General features: G+C 63.4%; 10 protein-coding genes. 5 read left to right on the top strand and 5 right to left on the bottom strand.

Going from position 1 to position 14,172, the window contains the following annotated elements:
• Positions 1–2: 2 nt before the first annotated feature.
• Positions 3–1,676, top strand: coding sequence for a DNA repair protein RecN (recN, locus tag HMPREF9695_RS14945; protein WP_006021704.1), 1,674 nt, complete (start codon positions 3–5; stop codon positions 1,674–1,676).
• Between the two features lie 8 nt (positions 1,677–1,684).
• The gene (gene ligA, locus HMPREF9695_RS14940) at positions 1,685–3,844 is read left to right on the top strand and encodes an NAD-dependent DNA ligase LigA (RefSeq protein ID WP_006021703.1); all 2,160 of its coding nucleotides are present in this window, start codon (positions 1,685–1,687) and stop codon (positions 3,842–3,844) included.
• A gap of 168 nt (positions 3,845–4,012) precedes the next feature.
• Here the strand turns inward: ligA and HMPREF9695_RS14935 are convergent, their stop codons facing one another.
• Entirely contained in the window at positions 4,013–5,287 is a 1,275-nt protein-coding gene (locus HMPREF9695_RS14935; protein ID WP_006021702.1) for a multidrug effflux MFS transporter, read from the bottom strand.
• A 40-nt stretch (positions 5,288–5,327) separates the two neighbouring features.
• Positions 5,328–7,166, bottom strand: coding sequence for an aminopeptidase P family protein (locus tag HMPREF9695_RS14930; protein ID WP_006021701.1), 1,839 nt, complete (start codon positions 7,164–7,166; stop codon positions 5,328–5,330).
• Positions 7,167–7,387: 221 nt separating this feature from the next.
• On the opposite strand from HMPREF9695_RS14930, the gene HMPREF9695_RS26980 reads away from it, so the two are divergent.
• On the top strand, positions 7,388–7,591 hold the full coding sequence (locus tag HMPREF9695_RS26980) for a hypothetical protein (protein ID WP_006021700.1): 204 nt from the start codon (positions 7,388–7,390) through the stop codon (positions 7,589–7,591).
• Positions 7,592–7,614: 23 nt separating this feature from the next.
• On the opposite strand, the gene HMPREF9695_RS14920 is transcribed toward HMPREF9695_RS26980, so the two are convergent.
• Together HMPREF9695_RS14920 and HMPREF9695_RS14915 are read right to left on the bottom strand one after the other, a co-directional pair.
• A complete protein-coding gene (locus tag HMPREF9695_RS14920; RefSeq protein ID WP_006021699.1) occupies positions 7,615–8,505 on the bottom strand; it encodes a 50S ribosomal protein L11 methyltransferase in 891 nt (296 codons plus the stop codon).
• A gap of 205 nt (positions 8,506–8,710) precedes the next feature.
• Entirely contained in the window at positions 8,711–10,312 is a 1,602-nt protein-coding gene (locus tag HMPREF9695_RS14915; RefSeq protein WP_006021698.1) for a phytoene desaturase family protein, read from the bottom strand.
• Positions 10,313–10,445: 133 nt separating this feature from the next.
• On the opposite strand from HMPREF9695_RS14915, the gene HMPREF9695_RS14910 reads away from it, so the two are divergent.
• Entirely contained in the window at positions 10,446–12,722 is a 2,277-nt protein-coding gene (locus tag HMPREF9695_RS14910) for a fused MFS/spermidine synthase (protein WP_006021697.1), read from the top strand.
• Positions 12,723–12,727: 5 nt separating this feature from the next.
• Here HMPREF9695_RS14910 and HMPREF9695_RS14905 read toward each other — a convergent pair whose 3' ends face one another.
• Positions 12,728–13,516 carry a L,D-transpeptidase gene (locus HMPREF9695_RS14905; RefSeq protein ID WP_006021696.1) on the bottom strand — a complete coding sequence of 263 codons (789 nt, stop codon included), beginning with the start codon at positions 13,514–13,516 and terminating at the stop codon, positions 12,728–12,730.
• 212 nt (positions 13,517–13,728) lie between these two features.
• On the opposite strand from HMPREF9695_RS14905, the gene HMPREF9695_RS14900 reads away from it, so the two are divergent.
• Complete coding sequence (locus HMPREF9695_RS14900; RefSeq protein ID WP_006021695.1) at positions 13,729–14,052, top strand: hypothetical protein; 324 nt, start codon at positions 13,729–13,731, stop codon at positions 14,050–14,052.
• Positions 14,053–14,172: the final 120 nt, after the last annotated feature.

The raw sequence follows: 14,172 nt of genomic DNA, 5'->3' as shown, positions 1-14,172 counted from the left end.
GCATGCTGGCCCGCCTTTCGATCCGCGACATCGTCCTGATCGAGCGGCTCGATATCGATTTCCTCAAAGGTCTGGCTGTCCTCACCGGTGAAACCGGCGCGGGCAAATCCATCCTGCTGGATGCGTTCGCGCTGGCGCTTGGCGGGCGTGGCGATGCGAGTCTGGTCCGCAACGGGGCTGAGCAGGGCCAGGTCACGGCCGTGTTCGATGTTCCGAAGAAGCATCCCGCCAGCGCCATCCTCCGCGAGAACGGCCTCGACGATACCGGCGAGATGATCCTGCGGCGGGTGCAGCTTGCCGACGGGCGAACCCGGGCTTTCCTCAACGATCAGGCGATCAGCGTGCAAACCCTGAAGGCGGTCGGCACCACACTGGTGGAAATTCACGGCCAGCATGACGAGCGCGCGCTGGTGGATACCGCCACGCATCGGCGGCTGCTCGACGCTTTCGCGGCCCTCGAGAAAGACGTGACCGCCGTCGAAGCGCTCTGGGATGCGCGCCGCACCGCCCGCACGGCGCTGGACGAGCATCGCGCCGGGATGGAACGCGCCGCCCGCGAGGCGGACTATCTGCGCCACGCCTCGGACGAATTGAAGAAACTCAATCCGCTGGAAGGCGAGGAGACCTCGCTGGCGGAACGCCGCACCGTGATGATGCAGGGCGAGAAAATTGCCGAGGATTTGCGCGAGGCGCAGGCCGCGGTCGGCGGTCCGCAATCGCCGGTCTCGTCACTGGCAGCGGCGGTGCGCCGGCTGGAGCGCCGTGCGGGCACTGCGCCGGCGCTGATCGAGCCCGCGGTGAAGGCGATGGACGCCGCGATCAATGCGCTGGAAGAAGCCGACCAGCATCTCAATGCGGCGCTGATCGCCGCGGACTTCGATCCGCTCGAACTGGAACGGATCGAGGAGCGGCTGTTTGCATTGCGCGGAGCTGCGCGAAAATACTCGACACCGGTCGACGGGCTGGCGGCGCTGGCGCAGCGTTATGCTTCGGACGTCGCGCTGATCGACGCCGGCGCGGACCAGTTGAAGGCTCTGGAAAAGGCGGCCACCGCCGCCGACAAGGCTTACGACGCGGCTGCGCAGAAGCTTTCCGCCGCGCGCAACAAGGCCGCCGAGAAACTTAACAAGGCCGTCAATTCAGAACTCGCGCCGCTCAAGCTGGACCGCGCGAAATTCTCGACGCAAATTGAATCCGATCCTGCGTCGCCGGGACCGCAGGGTTTCGATCGCGTCGAATTCTGGGTGCAGACCAATCCGGGCACCAAACCGGGACCGCTGATGAAAGTCGCGTCCGGCGGCGAGCTGTCACGCTTCCTGCTGGCGCTGAAAGTTGTGCTTTCGGACCGTGGTTCGGCGCCGACGCTGGTGTTCGACGAAATCGATACCGGTGTGGGCGGCGCCGTGGCCGACGCCATCGGCGCGCGGCTGGCGCGGCTGGCCGAAAAGGTTCAGGTCATGGCCGTGACCCACGCACCGCAGGTGGCGGCGCGCGCGGATCAGCATCTCTTGATCTCCAAGGATGCGCTCGACAAGGGCAAGCGTGTCGCGACGCGGGTAGCGACACTGGCCAAGGATCATCGCCGCGAGGAAATCGCGCGCATGCTGGCGGGTGCGGAGATTACCGCCGAGGCGCGCGCGGCGGCAGACCGGCTGCTCAAAGCCGCGACCGCGTGAGGCGCGTCATGGCAGTGAAACCGAAGAAAGCTCCCATCGCCGTCGACAAGCTCACCGAGACGCAGGCCAAGGTCGAGCTCGTTCGGCTGGCACTCGAGATCGAACGTCACAACGAGGCATATTACAACGAAGACGCGCCGAAGATTTCGGACGCGGCCTATGACGAACTGCGCAAGCGCAGCGACGCTATCGAGGCGCGGTTTCCCGGTCTCGTTACACGGGATTCGCCATCGCAGAAAGTCGGCGCTGTACCCACAGGCCGCTTCGCCAAGGTGCCGCACAGCGTGCCGATGCTGTCGCTCGGCAATGCGTTCAGTGACGAGGATGTCACCGATTTCGTTGATCGGGTGCGGCGATTTCTGAAACTTGGTGAGGATGAGATTCCGGCCATCGTTGCGGAGCCGAAGATCGACGGGCTGTCGCTGTCACTGCGTTACGAGGATGGCGTTCTGGTACGCGGCGCGACACGCGGCGACGGCTCGGTCGGTGAAGACGTCACAGCCAACGTGCGGACCATCGCCGATATTCCGCACAAGCTGAAAGGCCGCAACATTCCGGCGGTCTGCGAAATCCGCGGCGAAGTCTACATGCTGAAGAAGGACTTCCTTGCGCTGAACAAGCGGCAGGCGGAAGCCGAGGATACGGTGTTCGCCAATCCGCGCAACTCGGCGGCCGGATCGCTGCGCCAGAAGGATGTTTCGGTCACCGCATCGCGGCCGCTGAAATTCTTCGCCTATGCATGGGGCGAGATGAGCGAGATGCCGGCCAAGACCCAGTTCAAGATGATTGAATGGATGGAGAAGGCCGGTTTTGTCACCAATCCGCTCACCACGCTGTGCGACAGTGTCGAAGGTGTCCTGAAATTCTACCGCAAGATCGAAGCCCAGCGCGCCAAGCTTGGCTATGACATCGATGGTGTGGTCTACAAGGTCGATCGCCTCGACTGGCAGGAGCGGCTCGGCTTCATCACGCGCACGCCGCGCTGGGCGATTGCACACAAGTTCGCCGCCGAACAGGCGACCACGGTTCTCAACGATATCGAAATTCAGGTCGGGCGTACCGGGGCGCTGACGCCGGTGGCGAAACTCGCACCGGTGACTGTTGGCGGCGTGGTGGTGCAGAACGCGACGCTGCATAACGAGGATTACATCAAGGGCATCGGCAATGACGGCCAGCCGATCCGTGAAGGCGTCGATATCCGCGTCGGGGACACGGTGATCGTGCAGCGCGCGGGCGACGTAATCCCACAGATCGTCAGTGTCGTGCTCGACAAGCGGCCCGCGTCCGCGAAGCCGTACAAGTTTCCGACGGTGTGTCCCGCTTGCGGCAGTCATGCGGTGCGTGAGGAAGATCCCAAGACCGGCAGGCCTGACTCGGTGCGCCGCTGCACCAATTCTCTCGCCTGTCCCGCGCAGGCGAAGGAGCGGCTGAAGCACTTCGTCGCCCGCAATGCGTTCGATATCGATGGGCTTGGCGAAAAGCAGATCGAGGAGTTCTTCACCGACGGTCTGGTGATGTCGCCGGTCGATATTTTTACGCTCGAAAAACGCGATGCGCGGTCGCAGAAAAAGCTGGCCGACCGCGAAGGCTTCGGCGCGACGTCGGTGCGCAATCTGTTTGCTGCCATCGACGCGCGCCGGACCATCGCGCTGCATCGCTTTATCTTTGCGCTCGGCATCCGCCATGTCGGCGAGGGCAACGCCAAGCTGCTGGCCCGGCACTACGGCACGGTCGAGGCATTCCGCGCGGCGATGATCGCGGCGGGTGAGGGGCCGCAGTCCGAGGCCTATCAGGATCTCAATGCGATCGAAGGTGTCGGCGCGGTTGTCGCAAACGCGCTGGTCGAGTTCTTCAGGGAGCCGCACAGCGTCAAGGCAGTGGACGATCTGCTCGGTGAGATCGAGGTCCAGCCTGCGGAGAAGGCGAAGACCGACTCCCCGATCGCGGGCAAGACAGTGGTCTTCACCGGCTCACTGGAGAAATTCACCCGCGAAGAAGCCAAGGCCACCGCAGAACGTCTCGGCGCCAAGGCGTCCGGCTCGGTGTCGAAGAAGACCGACTATGTGGTCGCGGGGCCGGGCGCGGGCTCCAAGCTGGCCGAGGCGAACAAGCTCGGCGTCCAGGTGCTGACCGAAGACGAATGGCTGGCGCTGGTGGGTGGTGCTTAACCCCACCTCTCCCGTGGGGAGAGGTCGACTTCGCGGCAGCGAAGTCGGGTGAGGGCGTAGAATCTCTCGATAGATCCAGAGCCCCTCACCCCAACCCTCTCCCCGCCGGGGAGAGGGAGTAGCAGCATTGAGGCGGCGAAGCCTCGATCTAAAGGGAAAGTGGTTGCCCTAGATCAGCCCCGTCTCTTCGGCTTCCGCCTCGACAATCTTTTCCGTTGTCACCGCGACATGCGTGCGCGGCACCAGCAGAACGATCACGACCGCGCACGACGCCGAAATAATCAGGATCGCGATATTGAGCGGCAGCGGCGTTGTGAACTGGCCGCCGAGGAATGCGCCGAGCTGAGAGCAGAGGGAGCCGAAGCCCATTTGCAGGAAACCCATCGTACCGGCGGCCGTGCCTGCCGCTTGCGGACGAATGCTGATTGCGCCAGCGGAGGCGTTGGCCATCGCGAAAGCATTCCCGAACATCACGATCATATGCGTGCCGAACAGCCACAGCGGCATCTGGTTGAGTCCGGTGACGCCCCAGATGACATTGATAATCGATCCGCCGATCTGAAGCGCGATTCCGAGCCAGATCATACGGTCGATGCCATAGCGCGGAGACAGGCGCACCGACACCAGATTGCCGAGCAGGTAAGCCAAGCCCGACGTCGCGAACCACAGTCCGTACTCCGCTGTAGAGCGGCCCATCTGGTTGACGACGATGTAAGGACCGCCGCCCGCGAAGGTGAAGATGATTGCCGAGGCCAGCATTTGGCACAGCACATAGCCGAAGAACACGCGGCTGGCCGACAGCGCGCGCACATCCTTAAAGAATCCGCCGTCCTCCGCCGGTCCGCGTACGGGGCGGGTTTCCGGCAGACCAGCCGCAATTCCAGCCGCGACGGCGACCGACGTCGCCGCCATGAAATAGAAGATCGCGCGCCAGCCGAAGCTGGTTTCCAGCAAACCGCCGATCAGCGGGCTGAGCAACTGCGCGATCATCATCACCGCGATCACAAGGCTGATCATGCCGCCGACGCGCTCGCGCGGGTAGAGATCGCGGATGATGGCGCGGCTCATCACCATGCCGGTGGCGCCGCCCAGGGCCTGCAGGAAACGCCCGGCAATCAGTTGCGGCAGGGTCTGCGCGAACATGCAGATGACGGTCGCAATCACCGCAAGGCCGAGCCCCGCCAGCAGCACCGGCCGCCGCCCGAAGCGATCCGACAATGACCCGGTCACGAGTTGCGAGATCGCCAGCCCGACCATGAACAGCGAGACATTGAGCTGCACGGCGGAGACGTCGCTGTTCAGTGTCTTCGCTAGGATCGGCAGCGCGGGTACCAGAATGTAGAGCGAGACCGGCGCAAGGCCGTTCATCGCCACCAGCATCAGCAGCAGTTTCCACATGGCGGGCGGTGCAGCCTTCACGGCTGCGATCTTTGGGTCGGTCACGTTGTCCGGACTCTTGTTCGTTGTATTCAGCGCGCGGCTTTCACTGTCTCTCGTGTGTCATGGGTTCGGTCGCTGCGTCGAGCCACACTTTCGTCGCCTCGTCGACCAGCGGGCGGATCTCCTGGCGGACCCGTGCGTGATAATCGTTGAGCCAGCGCAGCTCCTGTTTGCTGATGCGGTTGGCGTCGATCAGCCGCCGGTCGATCGGCGCGAGCGTCAGGGTCTCGAACGCGTTCATCTGCTTTTCCGCACCCTCGATCCTGGCCTCGACCACCAGTTCGAGATTTTCGATGCGGATGCCGAAAGCGTCGGTCTTGTAGTAACCGGGCTCGTTGGACAGGATCATGCCGCGCTTGAGTGGCGTGGTGCCGAGTTTGGAAATGCGGGCCGGGCCTTCATGCACCGACAGATAGCTGCCGACGCCGTGACCGGTGCCGTGATCGAAGTCGATGCCGGCATGCCATAGGAATTGCCGCGCGAAGGCGTCGATCTGCGCGCCGGTGACCCCGTCGGGAAACACCGCGCGCGAAATGGCGATATGCCCACGCAGCACGCGGGTGAACCGGTCGCGCATCTCGTCTGTCGGCTCGCCGATGGCGATGGTGCGGGTGACGTCGGTGGTGCCGTCCTCATACTGCGCGCCGGAATCGATCAGCAGCAGGTCGCCCGGCGCGATGCGGCGATTGGACTTGCGGGTGACGCGGTAATGCACGATGGCGCCGTTCGGGCCGGTGCCGGAAATCGTCGGGAAAGACACGTCTTTCAGCACCCCGGTTTCGCGGCGGAAGGTTTCCAGGGCTTCGACGGCGTCGATCTCGGTGAGTTTACCGCGCGGTGCTTCCTTGTCGATCCACGCCAGAAACCGTACCAGCGCCGCGCCGTCGCGTTTATGCGCTGCGCGAGTGCCCGTCATCTCGGCGGCGTTCTTCACGGCCTTCAGCATGGCGACCGGATCGGTCACCCGCACCGGCTTGCCGCCTTCCGCCGCGATCATGCGGCTCAGCGCGTCGGCGGCGGTCGCTGAGTCGAGACCGATGGCGGCCTTGGTGCGCGCCAGTTCGGCGAGCTTCGGCATCAAGGCATCGGGCTCTTCGACGGTGGCGTTCTTCTCCAGATGATCGCGCGCGCTGTTCGACAGTTTGCGGTGATCGATGAAGATGGTCGGCCTGCCGTCTTTCGGGACCAGTGCGTAGGATAACGGCAGCGGAGTGTGCGCAACATCCGCGCCGCGGATGTTGAAGGTCCAAGCCACGGCGTGAGAATCCGACAGCACCAGTGCATCGATGTTGAGCTTCGCGATCTCCTTGCGGATACGCGCGAGCTTGTCGCTTTCGCTCTCACCGGCGAATTGTGCGGGATGAACTTTCACTGCCCCGAGCGGCGGGGCAGGCCGATCATTCCAGATCGAATCGACCGGATTGCTGTTCACCGCCACCAGTTCCGCACCGGCCTTTTCGCAGGCCTTGGCGAGGCGCTCCGCTGCTGCCGAAGTGTGCAGCCATGGGTCAAATCCGAGGCGGTCCCCCGCCGAAAGGTTCGCGGTCAGCCAGGTTTCCAGCGGGGGTTCGATCAGGGATTCGATGGTCCACGCGGTCGTATCGACCTGCTTGGCCGCCTGGATGGTGTAGCGCCCGTCGACGAAAACCGCGGCTTTTCCGGTCAGGACGGCGGCCAGTCCCGCCGAGCCGGTAAAGCCTGTCAGCCAAGCCAGCCGCTCGTCGGAGGGCGGCACATATTCGTTTTGCTGGCTGTCGGCGCGGGGAATTACGAATCCCGTCAGTTGCCGGCGCAGCAATTCCTCGCGAAATGCGGACAGCCGCGCGGTCAGCGCAACGCCGCCTTCGGGCTCTTCAAATGTCTGGAACTGGGCTTCGAACATCGCTCGACCTTAGGATTCCGGGGCGGGGGCGGCAATCGGCTGCCGACGTCCGCAAGGGTGGCATGACTTGTGCTTATACATACTCAACCCCGCTTCCAACGACGGCTGTGGGGATTAACAGGTGACGGGGAACGGTTTGGCGATTGCAATTGTTGAGGTTACTGCGCCGCCAGGAAATGCGGAGGGGTGTGTTTTCCAACTCAATGAAGAGGGGATAGGGCATGCCAGCTTTTATGTTTGAGAAGATTTCGGCTCCGGCTCGCGCAAGCACTCCGGCGGTGACAATCAAGGAGCCACGCGGGGTTATCGTTCAGATGCTCGACCGGCTGACGGAAAGCCGGTTGCAGCGTGAAGCCCGCAGGGCGCGATTTGAGGCTGGCTATACCGAGGCGGACATCACGCCCCACCGGATGAGACGGGAATAATCCAGACAATTGAGCGCAAGGTTTCAGCGCCGTTGCATCAAGAGGCTGCTCCAGCCTTCGATCTGAATTCGCTTGAGCAGCTTCAATCCTGCGCCGCGATAGGCGGCGACCACGCTGCTCGCCTGGTGCGGCAGCAATCCCGATAAGATCACGAATGCCTGCGGAGCCAGATGCGCCGCCAGCGACGGCGCAAGCTGCCGCAGCGGGTTGGCGAGAATGTTCGCCAGCACCAGTCCGAACGGACCGTTGGCCGCAAAATGCGGCGACTGAAATCCGGTGGCATGGATCGCCTCGACCCAATTACCGGCGCCGTTAAGCTGTGCATTTTCCCGCGCCACGGCCACCGAGCGGGGATCGATATCGCTGGCCAGCACGCGCCGCCGAAGCGCCTTGGCAGCCGCAATGGCCAGGACGCCGGTGCCGGAGCCGAGATCGAGCACGCGCTTCGGGGTGCGCCGGTTCAGGACCTGATCGAGCAGCAGCAGGCAGCCGCGGGTGGTGCCGTGATGGCCGGTGCCGAATGCGAGCGCGGCTTCGATCTCGATCCCGATCTTGTTGGGCGGGACGCGCTCGCGGTCGTGGCTGCCGTGGACGACGAACCGTCCGGCATTCACCGGCACCAGATCCGCGAGGCTGGCCTTGACCCAGTCCTTGGTCTCGACCGTGCTGAAGATGATCGACTGGGCCGCCGCGTCGCCGGCGGTCTCCGTCACCAGCGCCCGGATGAAGTCCTCATCCGGGGCTTCGGCGAAATGCATGGTGATGTCCCAGCGGCCGCCCGGCACCTCGAAGGCGGCAATGGCGAGGTCGTGGCTGGGGTAACGTTCAGTGATGGCATCCACAATGCGGCTGGCCGTGCGCTCATCGCCAATGGCGAAGGTGGCCTGCGTCGCGGGTGAGGAAGGAGATGACATCAGGGATGGGTCCAAATGGCTGAAATCACAGACTGCTTGGCCTATTTCCCCACAGTCTGTCCACAGGTTAGGGGCGTGCAGAGAGCAGGTTCTTCACAGGTTCTTAACCAGAGTTTTCCACACGTTAGTGAAGCTTTAACCATACGGAATTCCACAGGTTATCCACAGGCTTACCCACAGCTTTTCAACAGTCGGGCGGGCTACTTCAAGTGAATAATCCTTGATGATCTTTCAGAATCACCTGGGCGGCGTTGTGCCCCGGTGCACCGGTCACGCCGCCACCGGGATGGGCGCCCGAGCCGCAATGATAAAGCCCCTTGAGAGGTCCCCGATAGTCCGCATGGCCGAGCATCGGGCGGGCCGAGAACAACTGGTTGAGCGACAGCGCGCCATGGAAAATGTCGCCGCCGAGCAACCCGAATTCCCGTTCGAGATCGAGCGGCGACAGCACCTGCCGCTCGATGACGCTGCGGGCAAATCCCGGAGCGTAGCGATCCACGGTGGCGATCATCAGGTCGGCAACCTCGTCGCGATGATCGTCCCAGGACCGGCCGCCCGGAAGCTGAGGCGCGACATGCTGACAGAACAGACTGGCGACATGCTTGCCGGACGGGGCCAGCGAGTTATCGAGCGTGGAGGGGATCAGAACCTCGACCACCGGCTCGCGGCTCCAGCCATGCTGGCGGGCATCGAGCCAGGCGCGGTCCATGTAGCCGAGGCTCGGCGCGAGGATGATGCCGGCGGTGAGATGGTCGCCAGGGCCGGGCAGCGCCTTGAACGAGGGGAGCGCCGACAGCGCCACGTTCATCCGGAAGGTACCCGAGCCGTTCCGCCAGTTCGTGATGCGGTCGAGGAACGGCTTCGGCAATGCGTCCGCCGGGATCAGCCCGGTGTACAGCAGCTTCGGATTGACGCCGGACACGATATAGCTCGCGCGGACCGTTTCGCCGTTGTCCAGGATCACCCCAATGGCGCGGTCGTTCTCGACGACCACCTCGCGGACCCCGGCATCGGTCTCGATCTGCGCCCCATGGGCGCGCGCGGCCGCAGCCATCGCCTGCGTGATCGCCCCCATGCCGCCGATGGCGTGGCCCCACAGCCCCTTCCGGCCGTTCACCTCTCCGAACGCGTGATGCAGCATGACGTAGGCCGAACCCGCCGCGTAGGGGCTGGCATAGTTGCCGACGATGGCGTCGAAGCCGAACAGCGCCTTGACCAGATCGCTCTCGAAGCGGTCATCGAGCATGTCCCCCGCAGAGCGGGTGAACAGGTCGAGCAGGATGCGCTGGCTCTCCAGCGTCAACCTGCGCAGGATGTTGGCGGTGCCGGCCGCGTTGATAGCTTCGCGGATCGCGTGGAGGCCGAAACCTTCGACGATATTCGGGGGCGCGCGGAGCACAAACGCGCGCAGCACGTCGGCAATGGTTTCCAGTTCGCGATTGAATTCGTCGATTTGCAACGCATCCCGTTCGCTGAATTTTGCGATCGATTGATGCGTGCGGCCGTCTCCGGTCAGCAGATAGCGTCCGTCCGGCGCGGGCAGAAAGTTCTGCGCGCGGCGCTCAACGATCCGCAGGCCGTGCCGATGCAATTGCAGGTCGGCGATGACCTTCGGATTGAGCAGGCTGACCGTGTAGGCCGCCACCGAATTGCGGAAACCGGGATGGAATTCCTCGGTCACGGCTGCGCCGCCGACCACCTTGCGGCGATCCACCACCTTCACGCGCAGGCCATTCATCGCGAGATAGGCCGCGCAGGTCAGGCCGTTATGGCCCGCACCGATGATGAGTGCATCGTAATCCGACATGGCTCAGTCATAATCGCGGGGCGCGTCACGTGCGAGTGATTTCTGTCACGCGCATGTTATTGCCCGCTTGTGAAGGCTATGCTCCACTCCGCGCCGCGTCCGGTGATTTGCCGGAAACTGTCCCGGAGCTTCCATGATTTCAGTGTCGTCCGATACCGCGAGCCAGTCCACCGGCGCGAGGAATACGCTTGTCCTGGTGGTCTATACCGCCGCGATCTTCACCAGTGCCCTGCTGCTGTTTTCGGTGCAGCCGCTGTTCACGAAGATGGTGCTGCCCCGGCTCGGCGGATCGCCCGCGGTCTGGTCGGTGGCGATGGTGTTCTTCCAGTCGCTGCTGCTCGGCGGCTACGCCTACGCGCATTACCTGATGACGTTGAAAAGCCGCACCGCGCCGGTGGTTATTCACCTTGTGCTGCTGGCGGTCGCGCTGCTCACATTGCCGCTGTCGATCGCGGGCGGGTGGGGTGAGCCGCCGGCCAGCGGCTACGCGTTCTGGCTGCTGGGCTTGTTCGCGGTTTCGATCGGCCTGCCGTTTTTCGCGCTCGCCGCCAACAATCCGATGTTGCAGGCCTGGTTCGTCCGCACCGGGCATCCTGACGGTCCCGATCCGTACTTTCTCTACGCATCGTCGAACATCGGAAGCTTCCTCGCGCTGCTGTCCTATCCCGTGCTGCTGGAACCGATGTTCTCGCTGCGGACCCAGAACCTGATCTGGACCGGCGGCTATGCGCTGCTGATCGTGCTGATCGCGGCATGCGGTGTGCTGCTGCTTCGCTCCCCGCCGATGACGGTAGCCGCGGTCAGCGCCAGCGAAGGCGACGCGCCGGCCCCGACGTGGCCGATGCGGCTGCGCTGGATATTCCTTGCAGCGGTTCCGTCGGGTCTGCTGATCGCGGTCACGGCGCATATCTCCACTGACGTGGCCGCAGCCCCGCTATTGTGGGTGCTGCCGCTGTCGCTGTATCTGCTGACCTGGGTGCTGGTGTTCCAGTCGCGTCCGCTGCTGCCGCATGATCTGATGCTGTCGTTGCAGCCGTTCGCGATTGCCGGCGTCATGGTTCTGCTGGTGGTCGGCGGCGAGCAGAACCTGCTGGCGACACTCGGCGGCCATCTGCTTTGCTTCTTCATCATCGCCATGGCCTGCCATGGCGAACTGGCGCGCACGCGTCCGGCGGCTCAGTATCTCACCGGCTTCTACGTTGCATTGTCGTTCGGCGGCATGGTCGGTGGTTTGTTCGCCGGCCTGATCGCGCCCTACACGTTCTCGTGGATCGCGGAGTATCCGATCCTGCTGGCGCTGGCCGCGCTGGGCCGCCCCGCGGAGACGTCCACGGCCCGCGGCGGCTTCGCGCTGTGGGGTCTCGCGGCTGTTGCCGCGCTCGCCCTGATCGGACTGTCGTTCAGGGAAGGGGGCACGTCCGGGCTGTTCGAGACCAACAGGATCTGGCTGGTCGCCGGCGTGGCTTTCGTCATGGTGGTGCTTGCGGTGCTGTGGAAGATCAACCGCTGGCAAATCACCGCACTGGTGGTGCTGGGGCTGATCCTGATCCGGGTCTATCCCGCCGATGACGGACGCGTCGAGACGGTGCGCAGCTTCTTCGGCGTCCACAAGATCGTGGTGACCTCGAACGGCCAGTACCACGTGCTGATGCACGGCACGACGATTCACGGCGCTGAGAAATTCCTGGAAGACGACGGCTCGCCGGTGAAGGGCCGGCCGGAGCCGATCAGCTACTATCACAAGGACGGCGGCATGGGCCGCGCCATCGCCGCGATCCGCGAGCGTAAGGGCGGTCCGATCCGCGTCGCGGTGATCGGTCTCGGCGCGGGCACGCTCGCCTGCCACTCGCAGCCCGGCGAGGACTGGAAGTATTTCGAGATCGACCAGACCATGGTCGATACCGCGCGCGATCCGAAATATTTCAACTACGTGAACGCGTGCGATCCCAACATGAAACCGGTGATCGGCGACGCGCGGCTGACCTTCGCCAAGGAGAAGGACGGGACCTACGACCTCATCATCGTCGATGCCTATTCATCGGACGCGATTCCGATTCATCTGGCCACTGAAGAAGCAATGGCGATCTACAAGGCCAAGCTCGCGCCGCAGGGTGCGGTGGTGATGCATGTTTCCAACCGGCATCTCGAACTCGCGAGCGTTGTCGTCGGCATTGCCGAGGAAAATGATCTCAAGAGCTGGGTCTTCAATGAGGATTCCGGACGTGACGGCGAATACATCTTCACGACCAATGTCGTGATCTCGGCGCATGAAGAGGCGGACGTCGGCAAGATCGCGTCGGACGAGAAGTGGGTGCTGACGGAAGCCACCGAAGGCCAGCGGGTCTGGACCGACGACTATTCCAACGTACTTGGCGCGGTGTGGCGCAGGCTCAGGAATCCCGACGAGTAGCTCATTCAGTCCGCGTAGTAGTAATATCCGCCACGCGGATTGGGAGATCGCGGCTGCTGGTAACGTGCGTCCTGTTCGTAATAGCCCTGTTGTGCGTAACCCTGCGGATAGCCGCGCTGCTGGTAGATGCGGCGCTGCATCGGTCCCGCATCACTGGGGCCGTAGTAAGCCTGATCTTGCGGATAGGACGGATCGCGATAGGCGCGGTCGGGCGTGATCTGGCGTGCGCGTGTGTTGGCGTTGAGGTCTTCGCTGTAAGCCTCCTGCTGACCGGGCGCGATCTGCAACGGGCGGCCATACGCATCGACGTCGCCGCGCGTGGTCGCGACATTGGTGCGCGGCCTTGGATTGCGTGCGAGCGCGACCCGCGACGATCCCGTCAGAGTGACTGTGGTGGTGAGCAGCCCTTCGGCCTTGACCAGGTCCCAGAGCTTCAGCGCATTGGCGCGCGACAGCCGCACACAACCGTGTGACGCCGGGGTGCCGAGACGGCTCACCGCGTCGGTGCCGTGGATGGCGTGGCCCTGCTTGGTGAAGAAGATCGCATTCGGCATCGGCGCTTCGTCGAATTCCTTCGAATAATGATCTTCCTCCATGCGGAAGGTCTTGAAGCTGCCGTTGGGTGTTTCGTGCGAGGGATTTCCGCTGGAGACGGGCCAGGTGTACTTCGTCACGCCGTTGACCGAGACGGTCATCTGCTGCGCGTCTTTGTCGACGAGAATGGACACGGCAGCCTGCGCCGCGCTGCCGGAAAGCAGCATCAAACCAGTAAGTGAAATCAATACCGCACGCATGACTGTTGCCTCGTCTCTACCCCTCCCTCTCAATAAAGCATGGAAAGCGGCTTTTTTAACAGTGTCTTCGTCTTAAGGTTGATGGAAGCGGACATACAGTTTCGTGAACGGCGCACGTTTGTGGCGTCTTTTCGTCAAACTTGACGCAACTTTCCGGCGGTTAAGACGTTGCACGACTGGTCAGAATTCGGCCGCTCATGGAGACTTTCACGATGAAGACTGAGGCTTTGTTCATGTTTACCGCGGCGCATCGCCGCTTCACATTTATCGCAGCGGCTTTGGCGATCCTTGCATTGCCGATGGCGGCGCATGCGCAAGGCGTTTTCAGAGGCATGGAAGGCGGCGCAAATGAAGGTGTTTACCGGGGTAATCGCGCGGCAGGGCCTGTCGGCGGTGTTGTCGGCGGCGCGGTCGGGGCGGGCGTCGGCGGTGTCGTTGGAGGCGTGAACGGCGTGCTCGGCATCGACAACCGCCGCAGTTATCGCGGCCGTCACTATCGCAGCCGCCACTATCGCCATCACAGGCGATATCGCTAACCTGATGTAAGATCATTTCAAATGGCGCATTCAGAAATGGATGCGCCATTTTTATGTGCCGATGGCCTCGGGCCTTGGGGCCGAATCTGAGATGAGAAATGCTCCAGAGACACCACAGTC

The sequence above is a fragment of the Afipia broomeae ATCC 49717 genome (assembly GCF_000314675.2).
Lineage (GTDB): Bacteria > Pseudomonadota > Alphaproteobacteria > Rhizobiales > Xanthobacteraceae > Afipia > Afipia broomeae.
Note: the sequence above shows the minus strand (reverse complement) of the source record. Positions and strands in the feature narration are given on the sequence as shown.